This window comes from Thermodesulfatator autotrophicus (genome assembly GCF_001642325.1).
GTDB lineage: Bacteria > Desulfobacterota > Thermodesulfobacteria > Thermodesulfobacteriales > Thermodesulfatatoraceae > Thermodesulfatator > Thermodesulfatator autotrophicus.
In genome coordinates this window covers 13,662-35,821 of the sequence record NZ_LSFI01000008.1, presented here as the reverse complement: position 1 = coordinate 35,821, position 22,160 = coordinate 13,662, and the positions used below count along the sequence as shown (strand labels likewise).

The 22,160-nt window shown below is 44.0% G+C and carries 22 protein-coding genes and 2 tRNA genes; 16 read left to right on the top strand and 8 right to left on the bottom strand.

The window, feature by feature from the left end; genetic code table 11:
• Nucleotides 1–4 precede the first annotated feature (4 nt).
• The gene (locus TH606_RS02645) at nucleotides 5–1,348 is read right to left on the bottom strand and encodes an ATP-dependent 6-phosphofructokinase (RefSeq protein WP_068541152.1); all 1,344 of its coding nucleotides are present in this window, start codon (nucleotides 1,346–1,348) and stop codon (nucleotides 5–7) included.
• A 406-nt stretch (nucleotides 1,349–1,754) separates the two neighbouring features.
• Nucleotides 1,755–2,669 carry a TIGR01777 family oxidoreductase gene (locus TH606_RS02640; protein WP_068541151.1) on the bottom strand — a complete coding sequence of 305 codons (915 nt, stop codon included), beginning with the start codon at nucleotides 2,667–2,669 and terminating at the stop codon, nucleotides 1,755–1,757.
• A gap of 193 nt (nucleotides 2,670–2,862) precedes the next feature.
• Here TH606_RS02640 and TH606_RS02635 point away from each other — a divergent pair, with 193 nt between their 5' ends.
• The 5 genes from TH606_RS02635 to TH606_RS02615 all read left to right on the top strand — a co-directional run bounded on the left by TH606_RS02635 (nucleotide 2,863) and on the right by TH606_RS02615 (nucleotide 8,723).
• Nucleotides 2,863–4,215, top strand: a complete 1,353-nt coding sequence (locus TH606_RS02635) for a sensor histidine kinase (RefSeq protein WP_068541150.1) — start codon at nucleotides 2,863–2,865, stop codon at nucleotides 4,213–4,215.
• Nucleotides 4,212–4,715 carry an HIT family protein gene (locus TH606_RS02630; protein WP_068541149.1) on the top strand — a complete coding sequence of 168 codons (504 nt, stop codon included), beginning with the start codon at nucleotides 4,212–4,214 and terminating at the stop codon, nucleotides 4,713–4,715. The genes TH606_RS02635 and TH606_RS02630 overlap by 4 nt, the downstream gene beginning before the upstream one ends.
• A complete protein-coding gene (locus tag TH606_RS02625; RefSeq protein ID WP_068541148.1) occupies nucleotides 4,685–5,626 on the top strand; it encodes a radical SAM protein in 942 nt (313 codons plus the stop codon). The genes TH606_RS02630 and TH606_RS02625 overlap by 31 nt, the downstream gene beginning before the upstream one ends.
• A gap of 173 nt (nucleotides 5,627–5,799) precedes the next feature.
• Nucleotides 5,800–6,120 carry a TusE/DsrC/DsvC family sulfur relay protein gene (locus TH606_RS02620; RefSeq protein WP_068541147.1) on the top strand — a complete coding sequence of 107 codons (321 nt, stop codon included), beginning with the start codon at nucleotides 5,800–5,802 and terminating at the stop codon, nucleotides 6,118–6,120.
• A 911-nt stretch (nucleotides 6,121–7,031) separates the two neighbouring features.
• A complete protein-coding gene (locus TH606_RS02615) occupies nucleotides 7,032–8,723 on the top strand; it encodes a DUF3373 family protein (protein WP_068541146.1) in 1,692 nt (563 codons plus the stop codon).
• Between the two features lie 27 nt (nucleotides 8,724–8,750).
• Here TH606_RS02615 and TH606_RS02610 read toward each other — a convergent pair whose 3' ends face one another.
• The 4 genes from TH606_RS02610 to TH606_RS02595 all read right to left on the bottom strand — a co-directional run bounded on the left by TH606_RS02610 (nucleotide 8,751) and on the right by TH606_RS02595 (nucleotide 9,964).
• Nucleotides 8,751–9,410, bottom strand: coding sequence for a radical SAM protein (locus TH606_RS02610; RefSeq protein ID WP_068541145.1), 660 nt, complete (start codon nucleotides 9,408–9,410; stop codon nucleotides 8,751–8,753).
• On the bottom strand, nucleotides 9,410–9,781 hold the full coding sequence (gene queD / locus TH606_RS02605) for a 6-carboxytetrahydropterin synthase QueD (RefSeq protein WP_068541144.1): 372 nt from the start codon (nucleotides 9,779–9,781) through the stop codon (nucleotides 9,410–9,412). The genes TH606_RS02610 and queD overlap by 1 nt, the downstream gene beginning before the upstream one ends.
• Nucleotides 9,782–9,802: 21 nt before the next feature.
• Nucleotides 9,803–9,878: transfer RNA gene (locus tag TH606_RS02600), tRNA-Cys, on the bottom strand.
• 9 nt (nucleotides 9,879–9,887) lie between these two features.
• Nucleotides 9,888–9,964: transfer RNA gene (locus TH606_RS02595), tRNA-Met, on the bottom strand.
• A gap of 439 nt (nucleotides 9,965–10,403) precedes the next feature.
• Between TH606_RS02595 and TH606_RS02590 the strand changes: the two genes are divergently transcribed.
• The 6 genes from TH606_RS02590 to TH606_RS02565 are packed head-to-tail and all read left to right on the top strand — an operon-like array spanning nucleotide 10,404 to nucleotide 14,356.
• Nucleotides 10,404–11,162, top strand: a complete 759-nt coding sequence (locus TH606_RS02590; protein ID WP_068541143.1) for a YebC/PmpR family DNA-binding transcriptional regulator — start codon at nucleotides 10,404–10,406, stop codon at nucleotides 11,160–11,162.
• Nucleotides 11,162–11,638 (top strand): crossover junction endodeoxyribonuclease RuvC, encoded by a 477-nt coding sequence (gene ruvC, locus TH606_RS02585; RefSeq protein ID WP_068541142.1) that lies wholly within the window; start codon nucleotides 11,162–11,164, stop codon nucleotides 11,636–11,638. Before TH606_RS02590 ends, ruvC begins: the two co-directional genes overlap by 1 nt.
• Nucleotides 11,622–12,182, top strand: a complete 561-nt coding sequence (gene ruvA, locus TH606_RS02580; protein WP_068541141.1) for a Holliday junction branch migration protein RuvA — start codon at nucleotides 11,622–11,624, stop codon at nucleotides 12,180–12,182. Before ruvC ends, ruvA begins: the two co-directional genes overlap by 17 nt.
• Nucleotides 12,182–13,150 carry a Holliday junction branch migration DNA helicase RuvB gene (ruvB, locus tag TH606_RS02575; RefSeq protein ID WP_068541140.1) on the top strand — a complete coding sequence of 323 codons (969 nt, stop codon included), beginning with the start codon at nucleotides 12,182–12,184 and terminating at the stop codon, nucleotides 13,148–13,150. Before ruvA ends, ruvB begins: the two co-directional genes overlap by 1 nt.
• Nucleotides 13,134–13,979, top strand: coding sequence for a 3-methyl-2-oxobutanoate hydroxymethyltransferase (gene panB / locus TH606_RS02570; RefSeq protein WP_068541139.1), 846 nt, complete (start codon nucleotides 13,134–13,136; stop codon nucleotides 13,977–13,979). The genes ruvB and panB overlap by 17 nt, the downstream gene beginning before the upstream one ends.
• Nucleotides 13,980–13,981: 2 nt before the next feature.
• Entirely contained in the window at nucleotides 13,982–14,356 is a 375-nt protein-coding gene (locus TH606_RS02565) for a hypothetical protein (protein ID WP_068541138.1), read from the top strand.
• On the opposite strand, the gene TH606_RS02560 is transcribed toward TH606_RS02565, so the two are convergent.
• The gene (locus TH606_RS02560) at nucleotides 14,353–16,566 is read right to left on the bottom strand and encodes a hydrogenase iron-sulfur subunit (RefSeq protein ID WP_231887725.1); all 2,214 of its coding nucleotides are present in this window, start codon (nucleotides 16,564–16,566) and stop codon (nucleotides 14,353–14,355) included. The two genes, TH606_RS02565 and TH606_RS02560, sit on opposite strands and share 4 nt — an antisense overlap.
• A gap of 307 nt (nucleotides 16,567–16,873) precedes the next feature.
• Between TH606_RS02560 and TH606_RS02555 the strand changes: the two genes are divergently transcribed.
• Both TH606_RS02555 and rsmI read left to right on the top strand, forming a co-directional pair.
• Nucleotides 16,874–17,464, top strand: coding sequence for a CDP-alcohol phosphatidyltransferase family protein (locus tag TH606_RS02555; RefSeq protein WP_068541137.1), 591 nt, complete (start codon nucleotides 16,874–16,876; stop codon nucleotides 17,462–17,464).
• A complete protein-coding gene (gene rsmI / locus TH606_RS02550) occupies nucleotides 17,439–18,317 on the top strand; it encodes a 16S rRNA (cytidine(1402)-2'-O)-methyltransferase (RefSeq protein WP_068541136.1) in 879 nt (292 codons plus the stop codon). The genes TH606_RS02555 and rsmI overlap by 26 nt, the downstream gene beginning before the upstream one ends.
• Here the strand turns inward: rsmI and ispG are convergent.
• Entirely contained in the window at nucleotides 18,289–19,365 is a 1,077-nt protein-coding gene (ispG, locus tag TH606_RS02545) for a flavodoxin-dependent (E)-4-hydroxy-3-methylbut-2-enyl-diphosphate synthase (RefSeq protein ID WP_068541135.1), read from the bottom strand. The genes rsmI and ispG overlap by 29 nt on opposite strands.
• A gap of 91 nt (nucleotides 19,366–19,456) precedes the next feature.
• Here ispG and TH606_RS02540 point away from each other — a divergent pair, with 91 nt between their 5' ends.
• From TH606_RS02540 to TH606_RS02530, 3 genes are read left to right on the top strand one after another with little or no spacing between them, the layout of a single operon-like run.
• Entirely contained in the window at nucleotides 19,457–19,834 is a 378-nt protein-coding gene (locus tag TH606_RS02540; RefSeq protein ID WP_068541134.1) for a YkvA family protein, read from the top strand.
• 46 nt (nucleotides 19,835–19,880) lie between these two features.
• Nucleotides 19,881–20,987, top strand: a complete 1,107-nt coding sequence (locus tag TH606_RS02535; RefSeq protein ID WP_068541133.1) for an inositol-3-phosphate synthase — start codon at nucleotides 19,881–19,883, stop codon at nucleotides 20,985–20,987.
• Nucleotides 20,988–20,996: 9 nt separating this feature from the next.
• Complete coding sequence (locus tag TH606_RS02530) at nucleotides 20,997–22,160, top strand: LL-diaminopimelate aminotransferase (protein WP_068541132.1); 1,164 nt, start codon at nucleotides 20,997–20,999, stop codon at nucleotides 22,158–22,160.

Below are 22,160 nucleotides of genomic sequence, written 5' to 3'. Positions count from 1 at the left end.
CCCCTTAAGCCTTATTTTTGAGCGGTGGCTGACCAGTTGATTCAATAACTGATTGCCAGAAACGGCTTTTTAAGTCCACCTGTTTTCTCTTTTTAACCGCCGCCGTTAAAGGAATATGGATGTAGCGGTCGTTAAGATAGCTCACCATAAGCCCGGTCTTTCCGGCCATAGCGGCATGCACGGCATACTGCCCTAAAAAGCCACAGTAAATCCTATCATCTACAATGGCCGGCACACTTCTTATGATGTAGCTTGGGTCTATGTAGCGGATATAAATTTCTATTCCTTTCTTGGTGAAATACTCCTTGATTTTGTCTTTTAAGAACTTGCCAATATCACCCAGTTTGAGGTTGCCAGAGGCATCGTATTCAGGCGGGTCAGGACGTACGTATTTTTGGCCAGCACCTTCGGCCACCACAATAACGGCGTGTTTTCTGGACTCAAGGCGGCGTTCAAGTACTGGAAACAGCCCGTTTGGAGGCTCAATGTCAAAGTCTGCCTCAGGAATTAGACAAAAGTTTACTTCTTTTCTGGCAAGGGTGGCTGCTGCTGCAATGAAACCAGCGTAACGCCCCATCACTTTTACTAACCCTATACCGTTTGGTACGGCTATAGCTTCGGTATGAGCACAGCGAATGGCCTGGCAAGCCATTTCTACGGCGGTATCAAAGCCAAAGGTCTTTGAGGTAAGAAAAATGTCGTTATCAATGGTTTTAGGAACAGCTACTACGGCAATTTTCAAATGCCGCCGGCTTATTTCTTCTTTAATGAGAGTAGCGGCCCGAAATGTCCCGTCTCCGCCTATCATGAAGAGAACCTGAACATTTAACCTTTCTAGCGCGTCAACTATTTCGTCAATAGGTTGATGGCCACGAGAAGTTCCTAAAATTGTCCCACCGAGCTCGTGAATGTTAGAAACAACCTCTGGGGTCAGATACATTACATCATGACCATATTTAGGTATAAAACCCTGGAGGCCATATTTGATTCCGAAAATGTGTTTTACACCGTAAGAAAAATAAAGGGTTAGCACGATAGAGCGAATAACATCGTTTATACCCGGACATAAACCACCACAGGTCACTATAGCCGCCCTGGTTTTCGCTGGATCAAAGTATATACGAGGCCTTGGGCCAGCAAGCTCTGCGGTGGGCGGAAGTTTTTGTTCTTCCAGACACTTCTTTAGATAGGCTTCAGATATTTTTAAAGCTACTCTAGCGTTATCGTCAACATAACAAAGAGGTTCTTTCTTGAGGGGGTTTTCAATTTTTCTCTCCCCTAAGGATTCAATGGTAAAATCTAAGTCTTCATCAATAATTTCTTCAAGAATTTCAAATTGACATTCCATAACTCCCCCTCAACTTTAGACTTTATTTTTAGAGACCTTTGCAAAATATTTTTCCTGAGACTGCTTCGCCTGTCCCGAGTGGAGCGAGAGATCTCCGAGACTGCTTCGTCGCGCTGGCGCGCTCCTCGCAGTGACAGTTGGGAACATGCTCCTCACGGTGACAAAATGGGTTGTCATCGCAGACCCCCACTTTATTTTATCATTTCAAGCCCCTTTCCTGATGTGTTATTGCGAGCCACGCTCCCCTCCCATCATTGCGCGTCACGCTCCCTTCCCATCATGCGAGCCTTTCTCTATCCCGTCATTGCGAGCCACGAAGTGGCGAAGCAATCTCTTCCTTTAAAGTATAAAGGAACTAATAATTTAGAGTTTTTGCAAAGGTCTCTTTTAGATAATCTTAAAAAACTTATCGTATCAAGGCTTTTCTTTTTAAAAGATTTTGTAAGGCAGAATAAAGTTCAGGGAAAGAAAAGATATACCCTGCTTCTAGCAACCTTTTAGGACGAGCCTTTACACCCCCAGTTAGAAGAGAAGCCAGTTCTCCAAAAATAATCTCAAGCACTCGGGGGGGAAGAGGCAAAAGAGCAGGACGCCGCCACACCCGGGCAAGGGTTTGCGCGAACTCTTTGTTTCTAACAATTCCAGGGGCTACCAGGTTAAAAGGCCCTGAAAGGTCTTTTTTTTCAATGAGAAAAGTTACTATACGGCAGACATCTTCTATATGAATCCAGGGGAACCACTGCTTGCCATGACCAATAGGCCCACCAAGACCTAGCTTGAAAGGGAGACGCATTTTGGAAAGGGCTCCACCTCCTAGCCCCAGAACTACAGCAAATCTTAGAGTACAAACGCGAACCCCTTGACTCCTGGCAGTAAAAGCAGCCTCTTCCCATTCTTTACAAACCTTTGCTAAAAAATCCTTCCCGGGGGCACTTTCTTCGGTAATTTCTTCTTCGCCGCGGTCAGCTCCATAAAAACCTATAGCTGAAGCATTTAAGAGAAGTTGGCCTTTACTTAGAACTGAAACAATATTTTGGGTAGCCAAAAGACGGCTTTCGCGAATAAGTTCTTTGTATTTAGAAGTCCAGCGAGCAAAAATATTTGTCCCTACCAGATTGATAACTACATTTGCTCTGGCACACTCATGTAACCAATCTCCCGGAACTAAAGGGTTGCCGTAGGAAGGGGTAACGCCTTCAGGAATCACTAAAGCCCTTTCTGGCCTTCTCACCAGGACTTTTACCTTAAAGCCTCTTTGTAAGAGATACCGGCTTAGATGCCTTCCTATAAAGCCAGTGCCTCCGGCTATAAAAACTTCCAATTTACCCCTCCGTTTCAAATCAAATTTTTACTTTAATTTTGAGTTTTTGCCAAAAATAAATTTGTCTTTTTCTGTTTTTATGTTAATTTTTTCACAAAATAATGTTAAATTTGTTTTTAAATGCAAAATATTTTAAACTATTTCATAAATAGAGAAGAAGCAGGGGCCCTTTGAAGGGAGGGGCTTAAGTTATATGTTAAAACCAAGTACATGTGAAAAAGAATGTCGTCTCGAACATTTGCTCGAGTTATCACTCAAGTTTATTACCAAACTTTTGCAAGCCGAAGAGGAAGAAGATATATGGGCCTTGATTTTAGTAGCAGTTACTTCTGCTCAAGGGCTTAAGTTTAACCGGGCCTTTATCTTAAAAAAAGAAGAAACCCAGGACATCTTTCATGGAGTAACGGGCCTTGGTCCTCTTTCTCCTGAGGAAGCCTTTAGAATCTGGTCAGCCCTAGAGGTTGAATCTCCCTCTTTTGAAGAGCTTGTAGCTAAAGCCAGGGAAGAGATAACCGATTACAGCTTACCTATTGTAAAGTTTGCTAGAGAGCTTTCTCTAAATCTGGCTGACCTTTCTTCATGTGGAAAAGAGTTAAACAGCTCAAAAGTATTTCACTTAAAAGAAGAAGACTACCCACAACTCAGCCCTGTATTTAAAAAATTAGGAGTAAAAGAGTTTGCACTGGCCCCTATAAGGACGCCAGTGATGTATGGTTTTATCCTGGTGGATAATTTTGTTACCCAAAAGCCATTTTCTCAGCTAGAATTTCAGTTCTTAGAGACCATTTCAGGCCTAAGCAGTATAGCTTTACAAAAACTTTGGTCTTCTAAAGAGCTTCTTAAGCATAAAAATCTCCTTCTAGAAGCAGAAAGAATAGCCGTCTTAGGGGAGCTTTCTTCAAAAATTTTCCACGAAATACGAAATCCCGTCTCTGCTCTGGGGGGGCTTTCAAAGGTCCTACTCAAAAAAGAAGTCCCAGAAGGGCTTGAGGGTTACTTGAGAACAATGGTTCGTGAGGCTGAAAAACTTGAAAATGTCTTAAAAGAACTTTTTCAGTTCATGCCTTCCTTTGAACTCAAAAAAGAGCCTGTAAGGCTTTATCGCCTTTTTCAAAGTGCGTTGGTTCTTTTCCTTGGTATTTTTAAAGAAAAAGGCATTCATGTCTCTTTTGAATGTTCAGACGGTGACCCTATACTCAACGTTGACCCTAAAGAAATGCAACTTGCTTTTATCAATATCCTTAAAAATGTGGTAGAAGCCTTGCCTCAAGGCGGAAACTTAAAAATAGTCCTGGAATATAAACAGGGGATAACCCTTAAAATAACAGCTAAAGGTTTTGATGTGGCCCAAAAGTCCTTTGATAAGCTTTTCACCCCATCTCCAGATACTTCAGAAAAAGCTGTCTCAGGTCTGGGCTTATCATTAGCCAAAAGGATAATTGAATTACACGGTGGAAAGTTCTCTCTTGCATACCCAGAAACATCTGGTATGGAAGTCACTATATTTTTTCCGGAAAAGCTTGTGGTAAATGGAGAAAGAAAATGAAGGTCTTATGGGCTCCCTGGCGAATGGAATATATCCTTGGTAAAAGAGAGCCTGGATGTCCCTTTTGTCCCCCGGAAATAAATCTTCCTGATGAAAAACGTCTTATCTTGTATGCTGATGAACAAACCATAGTGATAATGAATAAATTTCCTTACAATACCGCTCACCTGCTGGTTTCACCCAGAAAACATGTGCCCGAACTGGACGATTTATCTCCAGAAGAACTGTCAGCCCTTATGTTAACCACCAGGATGTGTCTTAGGGTCTTGCGAGAAGTGATAAGGCCTGACGGGTTCAATGTGGGTATTAATCTTGGTAAAGTAGCTGGTGCAGGCATTCCAGAACATCTTCATATCCAGATTGTCCCACGCTGGGATGGTGACGTTAACTTTATGACAGTTTTTGGCGATGTGCGTGTAATACCTGAACATATGTTAGCAACCTATCGCCGACTGTTTCCTCATTTTGAATTATACCGGAAGGGAGAAAAGTCTCTCTGAACAAACAAATTTTAGCCAAACAGGCTTTAAAAGTTTTATCTACCCATAAAAGGGCCTGCAAGCTCTGCCCGCGAGAATGCAAGGTTGACCGAGTTCAAAAACAAGGGTTTTGCCGAACAAGCTTTAAACCTAAAATTGCCGGTTACGAACCCCATTTTGGTGAGGAAGCCTGTCTGGTAGGAGAAAAGGGTTCAGGAGCAATCTTTTTTTCTGGCTGCAATCTGGCTTGTGTCTTTTGCCAAACCTATGAAATTTCCCACTTAGGGATTGGCCAGGAAATATCTCCTGTCCAACTTGCAGACATTATGCTGGAACTTCAGAAAAAGGGTTGCCATAACATAAACCTCGTTTCTCCAAGCCACCAGGTTTATCAAATAGTAGAATCTTTAGAATCAGCTTTTAACAGGGGGCTTTTCCTTCCCATCGTTTATAATACCGGAAGCTATGACAAATTAGAAACACTAGAAGCCTTAGAAGGTATTGTGGATATATATCTAGCAGACTTTAAGCTCTGGACACCAGAGCTTTGTGCCAGATATTTAGGAGCCAGGGATTATCCTGAAATAGCCCGCAAGGCTATAAAAGAAATGTACCGTCAGGTGGGAGATTTAGTTTTAGATGAGCAAGGGATGGCTCGCAAAGGCCTAATAGTCAGGCATTTGGTCATGCCAGGCCTTCTTAAAGAAACAGAAAAAATTTTGGCCTTCTTAAAAGAAGAGCTCTCCCCGGAGATTTATCTAAATTTAATGGGTCATTATCACCCTGCGGGGAAAGCATCAGATTTTCCGGAAATAAACCGCCCTTTAACTAAATCTGAATATGAAGAAGCCTTAAAATTGGCTAAAGATCTGGGCTTTTCAAAAATTGATAACACTCATAGATCCCTACTAGACTTGTTATTATTAGATTAATCGCAATTTTTCTTAAAAAAACTCTAATTTTGACATTTGCTAAAGATTTTGTTATAAATCTTTTTATAAAAAGATGGCTAATTATTTTTTTATGAAAATAGTTTGCTTGACAAGCTTTGACCCCTATAGTAACTAGCGCTTTAAAAGAGAATCTTTGAATTAAGGAGGGCATTATGCCGGTAGTAGAGTACAAAGGTAAAAAGTTTGAGGTAGATGAAGACGGTTTCCTTCTAGGCGGCTTGGATGCGTGGTGCATGGAGTGGGTTGAATACGTAAAGCAGCTTGAGGGTATTGAAGAGCTTACTGATGAACACTGGAAAGTAATCAAGGTTCTCCAGGATTACTACAAGAAGAACGGTGTAGCACCCATGGTTCGAGTTCTTTCTAAGGTGACTGGTTATCCTCTTAAGAAGATTTATGAGCTCTTTCCCTCTGGCCCCGGTAAGGGAGCCTGTAAGATGGCTGGTCTTCCTAAGCCCACTGGTTGCGTATAAGAAATTTATTTGGGGCGGTCCTGGCCGCCCTTTTATTTTTCTTAGAGCTTGGTCTGAGAAGTAGTAGTCTGTCTAAAACACAGCAAAAATTGTGTCGCAGTATTTAGTAGCTTTACCACTTGCGTTGTCCTTTGTTACCCGATGGTTAGGTAGAATTTTTGTAAAACCTTGTTTTTGGCCTGTCATTTAATTGTTTCCATAGATCTTGGTGCTGGACACCTTTTGAGTTTGCAAATAATTCGTAAGTAGAGTAATAGAGATTGCTTCTCTCCGTTTCGCATGGCACAATAAGAAAAAGGTCCATATAGAGCAAAATTGTCCTCTGGTTCCTATAAAAGGAACCCTATTGCCTTTTGTAGGAAGTTTTCCATATTTTTACACCTTGCTTGTGCCCGCATGAGTTAATAATAAAAATAAGACCTTTGCAAAATATTTTTCTGAGACTGCTTCGCTTGTCCCGAGCGAAGCGAGGGATCTTCTCGCAGTGACAAACAGGGAGAGTCATTGAGAGCGAAGCAATCTGATAATCCCTGAGACTGCTTCGTCGCGCTTGCGCGCTCCTCGCAGTGACAATATGGAAAAGGCTCCTCGCAGTAACAAAATGAGCTTCTCATTGCAAGCTACACCATCCCTGTTATTGCGAGCCTTTTTTCCTACCTTGTCATTGCGAACCTTTTTCTTCCCCGTCATTGCGAACCACGAGTGGTGAAGCAATCCCTGTCGCGAGGTGTTAAATCTAATGTTAAAATTTTTACAAAGGCCTCATTTAAGAATAAATTTTTCTTAAACAAAAATTCAAATAGATTGTAAATAACCTTTGGTCCTCATAAATATTTTTGGTTTGACCTCCATCTCTTTTTTAATATAACTACATTCTATATATATTTTATCAAATTCAGGAGGTTGTGAGTATGAAATGGGTAAAGGGTGTTTTTTGGTTGGCAATCTTTTGCTGTTTTTTAGGTCTGAGCTCGTTGGCTATGGCTCAAACTTCCACCGCAGAACTTTTAAAGAAAATTGAAGAACTTTCCCGCGAGCTTGAATCTCTTAAGAAACAGCTGGCCGAAATGAAAGAGGCCCAGGAAGAACAGATGGCCACGCAGGAAGAAAACACTGAATTCCTGGAAGAAGTGAAAAATAACATGGGTAAATTCAAAATCTGGGGAGACATTAGAACCAGGATTGACTCTACCCGGGCCAAAGTGGCCACCAGTTACTGGAGCTATTTTAACGGAATTTATTATGATCCAAATCTCTATCGCATGGTCCCTATGATTGATATGGCAGACCCAGGTCTTATGCAACCCCGTAAAGGATACCGGGAAAATGATACTTTGTGGACCAACCGTATGCGCCTCAATTTCAAGGTGAAACCTACTGAAGACACCGTGGTTAAAGTGCGCCTGGCGTATTACAAGATCTGGGGCCAATCTGATGACTATGTTTCTCCTGAGCTTTTCCCGGGCATGGATAATAATTTCACCTTTGGGGTCAGGCCTTCTGATAGTCGCCTCTATGTGGACCGGGCCTATTTTAACTGGACAAATATCGGCGGGTTGCCAATATGGATATCCCTGGGAAGACGCCCTACTACCCACGGAGTCCCCTCTCATATACGGGAAGGACTTGACAGGCGAGATGCTACCCCGGCTGGCATTAACATAGACATTCCCTTTGACGGTGCCACTGTTGGTTATCAATACAGCTGGCCCTGGCCAGGGAGAATTCGTTTTTGTTATGGTCGTGGTTTTGAATCTGGCTTTAAAATGCCCATTGACCGTGCTAAGGATGACATAGACTTTTACGGTATTGCCTGGGACGTTTTAGATGATCCTGAACGCAATATGCTTCTAGTGGTGCAGGCCTTTAAGGCTGAAGGCGTGATGGATTTCCCTGAAGGCACCTGGTTTATGTCAAAACTTGGCCCAGGTTACGTAACCACCTCCAACAACCTTGGTGATATTTATGAAATTGGCGCTACCTGGCTCCACAAAATTGATATCCCTGCCCTTGGGCTTGAAGGCGTTGATTACTTTGTCTCTCTGGGGCTTTCTATAACTGACCCTGATCAGATAGGGGCTATGCCTATCTATGTTCAAAATCATCCTTTACTCGGAGATTTTTTTACCCAAATGTATTATACCCTGTTAGGAGGCTTTTCTCTTGGGGATCCCTCTGCGGTGGATACTGGCACCCACACCGGTTGGGCAGTTTACCTGGGCACCCGTATTCCTTTACCCTGGGTTCCTGGGGCCAAACTCGGTCTAGAGTATAACTATGGTTCTAAATGGTGGATGCCCTTTATGGTGGCCACTGACGACATCTATCTCAATAAGTTAGCTACCCGTGGCCACGTGGCCGAAGTTTACTGGATTCAGGACTTACCTGCCGGTGAAGCCCTTTCTGAATACGCCAAAGTGTTTTTACGGGTAGGTTTCCAGTATTTCTGGTTCAATTATAGTGGAAGCGGCTCCTGGCTTGGAGAACCTCATGAAATTAACGAGCTTGACGATATAGGTACTATGGGGCCTGTAAATTCACAGATGTTTGTGCCTCTTGAGCACATGTATAACCTCTATCTTTCTCTTGAGCTCTTCTTCTAAAACAAAAGGGCCGGTGCTTCCGGCCCTTTAAACTCCCCTTTTTTCTCCCCAGAGCACCTTGTGAAGCTGGAGTTGGAAACGCACCTGGAGCCTGTCTTTTATTATCCACTCAGCCAGCTCTTGGGGTTTAACTGTTTGCCAGACGGGTGAAAAAAGCACCTGGGTGTAAACCGGAAGGTAAAACCTGGCCAAAATTTCTTTGGCCCAGTTGTAGTCTTCTTTATCGGCAATTACGAATTTTACCTGGTCTTTACGGGTTAAATAGGCCAGGTTTTCATAACACATGTGGTGAGTCATGCCCGAGGAAGGAGTTTTAAAGTCCATTATTTTTACCACTTCTTTAGGGACTCGCCCTAAAGAAACACTTCCATTTGTTTCCAGAAGAATAGTTGCGCCTTTTTCCAAAAAGGCCTTCATCAGGAGATAAACATTTTCCTGTAGAAGAGGCTCGCCACCGGTTATTTGAACAAATTTAAGAGATCCCTCTTTTTGCCAGCGTATAAGAATTTCAGAAAGACCAAGCAAGTTATTTTGGGGCTTCTGGGCATAAATGGTATCACACCACTTACAGCGCAAATTACAACCTGAAAGCCGCACAAAGAAAGTAGGAAGGCCCATATAAGTGCTTTCTCCTTGAAGGCTTACGAATATCTCTGCTACGTCAAAGAGGGGTTCTTCGGCAGGCATTAATCCTTCAGGTAAGAGGCACAGGAGCGTTCTGTTTCACATACTGTTACACGAACAAGCTCTACTCCATAAGAAGCCATTTTAGGGGCAAGCTTTTCAAAAATATAGCGGGCAATATTTTCCGAGGAAGGGTTTTGGTCCTGAAAGGCAGGGTGTTCATTTAAATTTTGATGGTCAAGCTCTTCAAGCACTTCTTTTAGGTGTTTTTTGAGGTTTTTAAAGTCAACAAGGACGTCTATTTCGTTAAGTTTTTCACCCCTTACGGCAATTTCTACCTTCCAGTTGTGGCCGTGGAGCCTTTCACAGGCCCCTGGGTAATTGCGAAGATAATGAGCTGCGGCGAATTCATCTCTAACAGTGAGTTCAAACATAGGCTAATCCTCGGAAGGTGTTGGAGGCGGCGCGGGGATTCGAACCCCGGAATAACGATTTTGCAGACCGTCGCCTTAACCGCTTGGCTACGCCGCCTCTGTTTGTTGGTGGCGGCGCAGGGACTCGAACCCCGAACCTTGCGGATATGAGCCGCATGCTCTTACCAGTTGAGCTACGCCGCCACGCTCTTCTTTAAATGTTCTAGATAGAGTCCAAGTTGTCAAGGTCTGATAGAGAAACAAAATATTCTCGTGAAAAGGCTTAGCTTGTCCCTGAGACGGCTTAGTCGGCTTAGGCGCTCCTCGCGGTGACAATAGGGAATGTACTCCTCGCAGTGAGATAATAATGGGTTGCTATTGCAAGCTCCGTTTTTCTTTATCATTTTCAAACCTCTTTTCCTGATGTGTCATTGCGAGCCACGGCTCTCACCCCGTCATTGCGAGCTCCACCAGGGGCGAAGCCATCTCGTGAAAGCAATCCTTGTCGCGAGGCGACAGAGTCGCCGTGGCGATCTCAATCTATCAGGAATTTTCAAAGATCTCTTCATATCTGTGTTCTTATTTTGCAAAACATAACAAAACTGGCTAAGATTTGGTCAAGAAAATAAAAGAGAGGTGAATTATGGCAGGGCATTCTCATTGGGCGCAGATAAAACGCAAAAAAGCCGCACAAGACGCTAAACGGGGTAAGCTTTTTACCAAGCTAATTCGCGAAATTATGGTAGCAGCCCGCATGGGTGGTGGGGACCCCAGTGCTAACCCGCGTCTGCGAGCAGCTATTCAGGCCGCTAAAGCTGCCAATATGCCTAAAGAGAATATTGAAAGAGCCATCCGCAAAGGTACTGGCCAGGAGCCAGGAACAACCTGGGAAGAAGCTACCTACGAAGGCTACGGCCCGGGCGGTGTGGCTGTCCTTATAAAAAGCGTTACTGACAATAAGAGACGCACGGTTTCTGAATTAAGGCACATCTTTAGCAAATGTGGCGGCAATCTCGCAGAACCAGGGGCCGTGGCCTGGGTTTTTGAACAAAAAGGCCTGATACTTATTGACCGCCAGGGTACTGACGAAGAAAAGCTCCTTGAAACAGCCCTTGAGGCGGGAGCTGAAGACGTAAGAGAATACGAAAGTGAATTTGAAATTATCACCCTTCCTGAAGACCTTGAAAGCGTTAAAAAAGCCCTGGAAGACGCTGGTTTTATTATTCAATCGGCTAAAGTTACCATGGTGCCAAAGTCCACAGTAAAAATAGAAGACGAAAAGACTGCCCAGCAAATGCTCAGGCTTATGGAAGCCCTTGAAGACCACGACGACGTCCAGCAGGTTTACGCTAATTTTGATATTCCAGACGAACTCATGGAACGGGTAGGTGCAAACATTTAATGCGGGTTTTAGGCATAGACCCAGGCTCTCGGGTAACAGGTTTCGGCCTGGTGGAAAAAGGAGATATTCCTTTGGCCTGGGGAATAATTCGCCTTAAAGAAAAAGACCTGGCCCGGCGTCTTTGGCGTATATACGACGAAATTATGTCTATTATAAAAGAGTTTGAGCCAGAAGTTATCGCCTTTGAGGAGGTAATTCCAGAAACCTATCCGCGAGCAGCGCTAAAGCTCGGCCAGGCCCAGGGCGCAGCCCTTCTTGCGGCTGCCCAGGCCAGGGTGCCCGTGTTTTTTTATCACCCCCTGGAAATAAAAAAGGCCATCACCGGCTATGGGAATGCCTCTAAGGAGCAGTTGCGCTACATGGTAAAAAATATCCTTGGCCTTGAAGAAGATATACCTGTTGATGCTTCAGATGCCCTTTCAGTAGCCCTTTATCATTTACAAAGTCACCAGTGGAAAAATGTTAGCTCAGGTTAGAGGCAAAATCGTAAAAAAGATTCCTGGCAAAGTCTTTATGGCTACAGGGTCAGTGGTGTTAGAAGTTTCTGTTCCCTTAAACTTAAGTCAGAACCTTCCGTCAGAAGGGGAGGACTACACCCTTTACACCACCTTGCGCTTGCGGGGAGAAGTACTTGAACTTTACGGTTTTAAGGACTGGGATACCAAGCTTTTTTTTGAAAAACTTATATCTATTTCTTCGTTAGGGCCAAAACTTGCCCTGAATATTCTTTCTATTTTTGAGCCCGAAGAATTTGTAGAAGCAGTGGTAAAAAACGATATCAAAAAACTGTCAGAAGTGCCGGGCATTGGCCCCAGAAGAGCGGAAAAGCTATGTGTGGAACTGCGCACCCGTCTTGACCTTTCTCCCCAAACACAAAGTCCCTTGTGGGACGAAGCGCTTTCTGCGCTCCTTAACCTTGGTTTTGCCGAAAAAGAGGCTCGCAAGGCCTTAAAAGCTGTTTTTAAAGAAGAGAAAGACCTTACAACCTTGATAAAAGAAGCCCTTAAGAGACTTTCCTGATGGCCAATGTAGAAATACGCCCTAAAACTCTTGCCGATTATATCGGTCAGGAAGACGTAAAAAGAGAACTAAATGTATATCTTTCGGCGGCTAAGGCTAGAGGAGAGGCCCTTGACCATGTTTTGCTTACCGGTTTTCCTGGCCTTGGTAAAACTACTCTAGCTCACATTATTGCTAATGAACTTGGAAGTAAGCTACACGTAACTTCAGGAGCAGCCCTGGAACGCCCAGGAGACCTTGCCGCTATTCTTTCAAATCTTTCGGAAAGAGATGTTCTTTTTGTGGACGAGATACATCGTTTGCCAGCCTCTGTGGAAGAGATCCTTTACCCAGCCATGGAAGACTTTAAGCTTGATATTGTAGTGGGCAAAGGCCCAGGAGCACGTATTTTGAGGCTTAGTCTCCCGCGTTTTACCCTGGTAGGGGCTACCACCAGAAGCGGTCTTTTATCTGCTCCTTTGAGAGACCGCTTTGGCATAACCTTTAAATTGGACTTTTATAACGAAGAGGAACTACTGGCCATTGTCCTTCAATCGGCAAGGGCCCTGGATATAAGAATAGAACCTGAAGGCGCGAGGGAAATTGCTAAACGTTCCCGCGGAACACCGCGGATTGCCAATCGTTTGTTAAAACGGGTGGTTGACTTTGCCTATGTAGAGAAAGTAGAAACTATCACCAGGGAATTGGCCCGCAAAGCCCTTTCTCTTATGGACCTTGATGAAATGGGGCTTGGGCCTTTTGACCGAAAACTTCTCCAAGTGATAATGGAAAAGTTTGACGGCGGCCCTGTAGGGCTTGATACCCTTGCCACCGCCCTTTGTGAGGACCCTCGCACCCTGGAGGACGTTTACGAACCCTTTCTTATCAGGCTGGGCCTTATCAGGAGAACCAAGAGAGGGCGAGTCCTTACCAACCGCACTTACGAATATTTTGCCAAGAGAGGTGTAGGTCATGGCAAACTCTTCTAAAATAACTATACCTGATTTGCTGAGCAAAAAAGGCCAAGAAAAAATATGTGCCCTTACAGCCTATGATGTTCTCTGGGCAAGGCTCCTTGACGAAGCAGGTATAGATTTAATTCTCGTGGGAGATTCTGCGGCCATGATAGTCCTTGGCTATGAAGATACCCTTCCCATTACCATGGAAGAAATGCTTGTCTTTGCGAAAGCAGTTTCGAGAGGTGCCAAAAGGGCGTTGGTAGTGGGTGATATGCCTTTTCTTTCTTACCAGACCAGTCAGGAAGAGGCCATTAGAAACGCCGGGCGTTTTCTCAAAGAAGGAGGTTGCCAGGCGGTAAAAATAGAAGGTGGTGAGGAGATGGCCGAAACCGTGGCCGCGGTGGTAAGGGCAGGTATTCCTGTTATGGGCCACATCGGGCTTACACCTCAGAGGGCCCATGCCCTTGGTGGCTTCAAAGTTCAGGGAAAAGACCTTGAATCAGCTCAAAAGCTTATAAGAGATGCCAGGGCCCTTGAAGAGGCAGGTGTGTTTTCGCTGGTGCTTGAATGCGTTCCTAAAGAGCTTGCTGCCTATATCACCAGAGAACTTTCTGTGCCTACCATTGGCATTGGTGCTGGCCCTGATTGTGACGGGCAAATCCTTGTACTTCCAGACCTGCTTGGTCTTTTTGAGGCCTTCAGGCCCAAATTTGTTAAATCTTATGCTAACTTTGCCGAAGAGGGCCGCAAAGCCTTAAAGGCCTATCTCCAGGAAGTAAAGGAAGGTATTTTCCCCGGCCCAAAAGAAAGCTTTTCTTTAAGCGAAGAGGTTAAGAAACTCTTGAAACTGGGAGAGTAATCATGGACATTGAAGAAATTTTAGGAGTAATAGCGGGAATTATTCTTGCGATAGTTCTCATAATTACGGCCTGGGCTATTTTTAGTGCTTACCAGCTTTACCGTGAAGGAGCATCTCCCCCAATAGTAGCCCGTAAGGCCTGTAGCCCTATTAAAGCAACTGGAGATCTCACAATGAGCGCCCTAGATGCTCTTTTACCTTCCTGGGGACCGATTGATACCGTTATAGCGGGGCTTAACAAAGTAGTTGCAGGAAGTGTTTCCCTGTGCGAAAAAACAGTGGCTGGCTTTCTTGATAAAGAAGACTTCCAATTTTCTCCGCATTCGCCATCCCCTGAACAAAAGCCTCAAAAACCAGAAGGAGGAATTGCCATTTAAGTTTGCTTCAAACTATCGTGCATAGAGCGTAACACTTTAGCCAGTTTAGGCCACATGGTTACTCCTATATGCTCCCAGCGGGCTATCTTTTTGACTCCCAGTTCTTTGAATATCTTTCCAGCCAGCTTAAAACGCCGTGTTTCCATATCATTTCCCCAGAGATGGTGGCAGTTTTTGGGAGGACAACCAGCCACTAATACTCCATCAGCCAGATCTCTAGCCAGAATTTCAAATACTACTTCGGGATTTAGCGAAGCTGAACATCTTATCCTTATACTTCGGTATCCAGCTGGAATTTTTTCTCCATAAACACCCATTAAGTCTCCTGCGGCATAAGAACACCAATAACACAAAAAGGCTAGAATACGAGGTTCATCAGGGGAACAATTATTAAAAGCCACCTCAGCCATTTTTAACAATTGAAAGTCTTCCAGGTTCAGCAGTTTAATGGCGTTAGAACCACAGGTTGCGTAACAGAGACCACAGCCTTTACAAAGGGCTGCTTCAATTTGGGCACCATTTTCATCAAAATTTATAGCCCCATGGGGGCATACCGCCACACACATTCCACAACGCGAACACTTTTCAGGCTCAACCGTAGAAACATATTTGGCCACTCGTCCTTTTAAGGCCCCATAGATTCTAAGGGCAGCGGCCTGGCCGGACTCCACACTTTCCTGCACGTCTTTAAAACCTTTAGCTGTACCTATGGCAAAAACTCTTTCTACGTAAGTTTCTAAAGGGTTTATTACCCTGGGCTGGAATTCGTAGGGAAAACCGTAAGGGTCAAGCTCAACGCCAAACATTTTGGCAACCTTGACACCAGAAGGCACCAGAGGTTCAGCCAGGACCACTAAATCTGCCTCAAATTCGCCTTTTTCAGTAATAACCTTGAGCCAGCCCTCTTCACCTGGTTCAATTTTCTCTACTTCGGCTTGAATAAAACCTACCCCTTTATTTTCTGCTTCCCTACGGAAGGCTTCAAAGGCTCGGCCACAGGAACGCAGGCTCTTATAATAAACGTTTACTTCTGTACCAAGGTAGGCCATGGATAAACGCACGGCATGTTTCATAGCCGCTAAACAACAGAGCCTTGAACAATAACCCACTTCGTCTTTCTGGCAGAGAACAAAGGCGATACTTATGGGTGGTTTGCCTTTAAACTTATTGGCCCAAAGCCTTTCAAATTCAAGCATAGTAACTACATTTGGCAGGTGATAGGATAGTTTTTCAAAGGTATTCATGTCATAGCCAGAAAAACCAGTGGCCAGAGCTACTGCTCCATAAGTTTCTTCAAATGTTTCTGATTGGGCTTTAAGGTCAATGGCTTTAGTAGGACAAACTATTTCACATTCACCGCATTCAGTACAGGCTTCTTTTATCAAGTGATACACATTAGGAACCGCTAACTTAAAACTTTTATCTATGACTTTGCGATTTTTGAGGCCTATATCAAAATCATTGGGAACAGTTTCAGGACATACTACCGCGCATTCTCCACAGCCTATACATTTTCGAGGATCTACAAACTGCGGCCCTTTTTCAATGGTAACAATAAAATTTCCGTTTTTCTTTTTCACAGCAGTAACTTTAGAAGAGAGGAACAAAGAAACATTATCCTGAAAGAGGGTTTCACGCCCTATTACCGGCCCGATACATTCACTGGTACAAACTGAAGGATAACCTTCTGATTGCCAGAGGAGAGGAATCTGACAGGCATGCCCCCCAATGTAAGATTTTTCTTCTACCAGGGTTACTTTTACTCCCAGATCTCCCAGACTTTTGGCACAACTCATTCCTGCTACCCCAGCTCCGATTACCAAAGCTTTTTGGGCAATTTCTCGTGAAGAGTAAGCTGAGTGATTGGTAATAAGTTTTTCGTAGCCCATTTGAAGCAAATCAAGGGCTTTAGCGGTGGCGGCTGAAGAATCGTCATGAATCATGAAACACTGCTCTTTTATGTTCACAACTTCAGCAAAACCTGGATCTATCTCAAGGAAAGAAAGAAGTTTTTCTAAACGTTTTTCATCAAAACTGAGCGAAGAACGTTCAGAGCAGCCTACAAAAAGTAAATGGGTAAAGTGTCCTTTATAATCAGCAAGTTTTTCTTCTGGAGACAGGCAAAAATCAGCAAACTTTAAAACAGCCTCTATTCCTGATAAAGATTGTGCTTTTTCAAACAAAGAGGAAAAGTTTATCTTTTTTTCCAAAAGTCCCCCACAAGAGCACAAAACTACACCTATGCGCTTATTTTTATTTTCCAAAGCTCCTTCCCCCTTTGCGTTCTCTTTTTTTGCTATACGCCTAGTTTTTTTGTTTGTCAAACTGTTTCTCAGTATCAAAAAAAGCTTTAAACACTTTTAAAAACAACCTGAAAAATTTTCTTAATTAGTGAGACCTTTTCAAAGTTCTAAAAACATTAAGGAGGACTCAACCTATATTTTGAGCGGTCTCTAGAAAATAGCCTTGGCTCTATTTTTATTTTGTGGTTAATATAGGCTAAATTGGGAGAAATTTATGTCTTCTTTTACTTTTACCGACAGGATTAGAGAAATAAGCCGGCCCTTTTTATTACCTATCGTCAACTTTTTGGCTCGGCTAAAAGTCCCGCCTAATGCCGTTTCTCTGGCTGGTTTTTTAGGTTGTGTGGCCACAGGAGTAGCCATTGCTTTTGGCTATTTTCAGTTAGCAGGGATTTTTCTTTTAATTTTTGGCCCTCTTGATGCCATAGACGGCCTTTTAGCTAGAAGTACTGGCCAAAAGTCAATTTTTGGGGCTTTTTTTGATTCCACCCTTGATCGCTATGCAGAAATCGCCATTTTTGGAGGCTTTTTATATTTTGCCTTTAATTCCCAGGCCCCTCTGGTGGGGTACCTTGCTTTTGCCGCCCTATGCGGTTCCCTTATGGTTAGTTATACCAGGGCCCGGGCCGAAGCCCTTGGGCTTGACTGCAAGGTAGGGCTTCTTACCCGCTTTGAGCGCCTGGCCCTTTTAACCGCAGGCCTTTTATTAGGCTGGTTTGTACCTATCCTGGCTATTCTGGCTATCTTTGCCAATATCACCGCCTTGCAACGGATATTCCATGTCTGGCGCCAAACAAGGAACTGAACCAGGCACGCTTTACGTAGTTGCCACTCCCCTGGGCAACCTGAAAGACATAACTCTGCGAGCGCTTGATATTTTAGGTACGGTAGATCTTATTGCCGCGGAAGATACGCGCACTACTTTAAAACTCCTTAATGCCTATCAGATAAAGGGACCCAAACTGGTTCCCTATCATGAACATAACGAGAAAGAAAAAGCTCCCCTTTTGATTGAAAAACTTCTGGCTGGCAAAAGCGTAGCTCTGGTGAGTGAAGCCGGAACTCCTGGTATTTCAGATCCTGGAACCTTTTTAGTCCGTTTAGCCCATGAAAAGGGAGTAAAAGTTAGACCTGTTCCAGGCCCTTCAGCTATCTCCACCGCTCTAAGTGTAAGCGGACTGGATTTAAAAAGAGGTTTTATTTTTATCGGATTTCTTCCTTCTAAAAAAGGTGAAAGAAAAAAAGTATTAGAGCAACTCAAAGATGAAAAAAGACCCTTTTTGTGTTACGAAGCCCCTCATCGTTTAAAGACTATGCTGGCTGATGCCCTTGAAATCCTTGGTTCCAGAAAGGTTTTTGTAGCTCGGGAGATGACTAAAAAATTTGAAGAATACTTCTGGACAGACCTCCCCTCTTTACTTGAAAAAATTTCAAAGAAAAAATCCCGTGGAGAATTTACTTTATTAATAGAAGGAACCTCTGAAAATCTTCCGTCTAAAATAGAAATACCCCCCGAGGAAAGACTAGACCTTCTTTTAACCAAGGGCTTAAGCCTTAAAGAAGCCGCAAAGCAGGTAGCCCAAGAATGCGGCATCTCCCGTAAGGAAGCGTATCAACTGGCCTTAAAAATTAAGAATGCTCTTCCAGAAAAGCCTTAACCTCAGCAAAAAAGGCTGAAAGGATTTCTTTTTCCTTTACTTTTTTTACAATTTTTCCCCTGCGAAAAATTAGTCCCACGCCTTTGCCTCCAGCAAGGCCTACGTCTGCCTCGCGGGCTTCCCCAGGACCGTTTACCACACAACCCATCACCGCAAGCTTGATAGGCTGTTCAATACCTCTGGCAAATTTTTCTACCTCTTCGGCAATGGGGAAGAGGTCTATCTCGCATCGGCCACAGGTTGGACAGGAAATAATTTCTGGGCCACGCTCGCGCAAACCCACGGCCCGCAAAATCTCATAAGCCACCTGGATTTCTTCTTCAGGATCTCTGGTGAGGGAAACACGAATGGTATCACCTATGCCCTCTGAAAGCAAAAGCCCCAGGGCAAAGGCACTTTTTACCGTGCCAGCAATAAGGCCTCCGGCTTCCGTGACCCCAAGATGAAGAGGAAAATCGCTTTTCTGAGAAAACAGACGATAAGCATTTATGGTCGTCCAAGCGTCTGAAGATTTAAGAGAAACCTTAAGGTTTTCAAAACCAAGGTCTCCCACTATAAAATCAAGGTGTCTCAGGGCACTTTCTACCAGGGCCTCGGCGGTGGGGCCTTTCCATTTGCGGATAAGGTCTTTTTCAAGTGAGCCAGCGTTAACTCCCACTCTCACCGCAGCTCCTCGCTCTTTAGCGGCAAGAATGACTTTGCGCACGTTTTCAAGGCCTTTTATATTGCCAGGATTTATGCGAATACCATCTGCCCCGGCCTCAAGGGAGGCTATAGCCAGCCGCCAATCAAAATGAATGTCTGCTACCAGGGGAATGCTTATCTGTTTTTTTATTTCTCTGATAGCCTCAGCGGCTTCTTCATCAGGCACAGCCACCCTTATCAGTTCACAGCCTACTTCTTCAAGGCGCTTAATCTGGGCTACGGTGGTGGCAATATCCCGGGTGTCAGTATTGGTCATAGATTGCACCACTACCGGATGACCACCGCCAATAAAAATGTTGCCGACCCTGATAGTTTTAGTATTCTTTCTGGTAATTCTGGACATTTCTGTTACAAAAGAAGTTGCAAAGCTTTTTCATCTGATTATAACATCTTTTAACTGTTTATAATATGGGCAAAACTTTATGGAGGCAGCCTTGAATTTAGTTAAAGCTAAAAAAGAAGCCCAGAAATACATTAAATTAATGCCCAAGTTCCTCAAATTACTTTACAAATTGCTTAAAGACCCTAGAGTACCCGCCAAGGATAAGACTATTTTAGCCGCAGCCATAGTCTATTTAATGAATCCTCTGGATTTTATCCCTGACATGATACCTTTTTTCGGCATGGTGGATGATCTTTACCTGGTGGGCCTTGCTCTTTTACGCTTACTTTATCACACCAACGAACAGGTCTTGCGTGATAATTGGGAGGGCGAAGAAGATATTGTTTCCCTGGTGAAAAAAATAGTGGAAATAGGGGTCAAGCTTTTACCTCCGCGAGTGCGAGAGTCAGTTCTTGGCAGTTTTGAATAGAATTCTTATTTTCTTAACGAAATAGAAAATAGCAGGGGGTTGAGAAATGGGTGAAAAGAAAATAAAACTCGCTATAGCGGGTGTAGGAAATTGTGCCAGTTCCTTAATCCAGGGAATTTTTTATTATCGTGATAAAGGCCTTGATATTTCTCAAGGAGTTATGTTCCCTGATATAGGCGGATATAAACCCTGGGATATTGAAGTAGTAGCAGCCTGGGATATAGACGAACGCAAAGTGGGTAAAGATGTTTCTGAGGCCATTTTTGCCCCGCCAAATTGTACCACCGTGTTTTATCCCGACGTCCCAAAGTTTGGTACTATAGTTAGAAAGGGCAAAGTCCTTGATGGTTTTGCCCCCCATATGAAAGATTATCCGCCTGAAAAATCTTTTGTTCTTTCTTCTGAAAAAGAAGACGAACTTGAAGACGTGGTAGCTGTACTTAAAGACACGGGCGCCGACGTTTTAATAAATTATGTACCAGTTGGGTCTGAACAGGCAGCCCGTTTTTACGCCGAGGCCTGCCTTAAGGCCGGGGTAGCTTTTATAAATGCCATGCCCACCTTTATTGTTTCAGAAGAATGGGGTAAGCGCTTTGAAGAAGCGGGTATCCCGGCCGTAGGAGACGATATCAAAAGCCAGGTAGGAGCTACTATTGTTCATCGTGTACTTACCAAGCTCATGATTGACCGGGGTGTTCCAGTAAAACGTTCTTACCAGGTAAACTTTGGTGGGAATACGGACTTTCTTAATATGCTCGCCCGTGAACGTTTAAGCACCAAAAAAGTTTCCAAGACCGAAGCTGTAACTTCTCTTCTGCCTTATGATATTGGGTCAGATAATATCCATATTGGCCCTTCTGACTGGATTCCCTGGCTTAAGGACAATAAGATCGCCTATATCCGGCTGGAAGGTGAGCTTTTTGGTGGAGTGCCTATGTACATAGAATTAAAGCTAAGTGTTGAAGATTCGCCTAACTCTGCTGGTTCCGCTATGGATGCCATCCGTTGTGCCAAGCTGGCTAAAGACCGTGGTATAGCCGGGCCACTTCTTTCTATATCTGCTTACACCATGAAACATCCACCCAAACAGTATCCTGACGATGTAGCTAGGCAAATGGTTTTGGAATTTATTGAAGGCAAACGTGAACGTTAGGAGGAAGGTATGTTTTCTTTTTCTGAGCGATTGCAAAAACTTCCGCCATATCTCTTTGTAGAGCTTGACCGCATGAAGGCCGAAGTCCAGGCTAAGGGTGTAGATGTGATAGACCTGGGGGTGGGAGACCCTGACCTTCCCACCCCTTCTCATATTGTTGAGGCGGCTAAAAAAGCCTTGGATAATCCAGAAAATCATCACTATCCCTCAAGTGTGGGAATGTTTTCTTTTCGTAAAGCAGCGGCCAGCTGGATAAAAAACCGTTTTGGTGTTGAGCTTGACCCGCAAAAAGAGGTTGTTTCTCTTATAGGCTCAAAGGAAGGTATTGCTCACTTCCCTCTGGCATTCGTAAATCCTGGTGATGTGGTCCTGGTGCCCACTCCCGCTTATCCTGTATACCACATAGGTACCCTTTTTGCTGGTGGGGAAACTTATTATCTGCCTCTTCTCCCTAAAAATAACTTTTTGCCGGATTTAGAAAGTATTCCTCAAGATATTCTCTCCCGGGCCAAAATCCTCTGGCTCAACTATCCCAATAATCCCACCGCCGCGGTGGTTGATAAAGAGTTCTTTGCCAAGGTAGTAAATTTTGCCAAAGAACATAATTTGATAGTGGCCCACGATGCCGCTTATACCGAGCTTTATTTTGACGATTACCTGCCCCCAAGCATCTTAGAAGTTGATGGTGCCAAAGAGGTGGCCATAGAGTTTCATAGCCTTTCTAAGACTTACTGCATGACTGGCTGGCGAATAGCCTTTGCTGTAGGCAATGAGTCTCTTATTGCCGGGCTTACTAAAGTAAAAAACAATGTTGACTCTGGTGCCTTTCAGGTGGTTCAAGAGGCAGCTATAGCTGCTCTCACAGGGGACCAGCAGTGCGTGGCTGAGTTCAGAGGTATCTTCAAAAAACGCCGTGATGTCTTGGTTGAAGGGTTGAAAAAGCTTGGTTTTCAAGTGGAGGCCCCTAAAGCCACTTTTTACGTCTGGGCCAAGGTCCCTGACGGCTATACCTCGGCTGACTTTGCGGCCAAACTCCTTAAAGAAGCAGGCATTGTAGTAACACCTGGAAATGGCTTTGGGGAGCCTGGTGAAGGCTTTTTCAGAGTGGCCCTAACCGTTGACGAAAATCGCCTTGAGGAGGCTATCAAACGCATCTCCTCCCTCAAGTTTTAA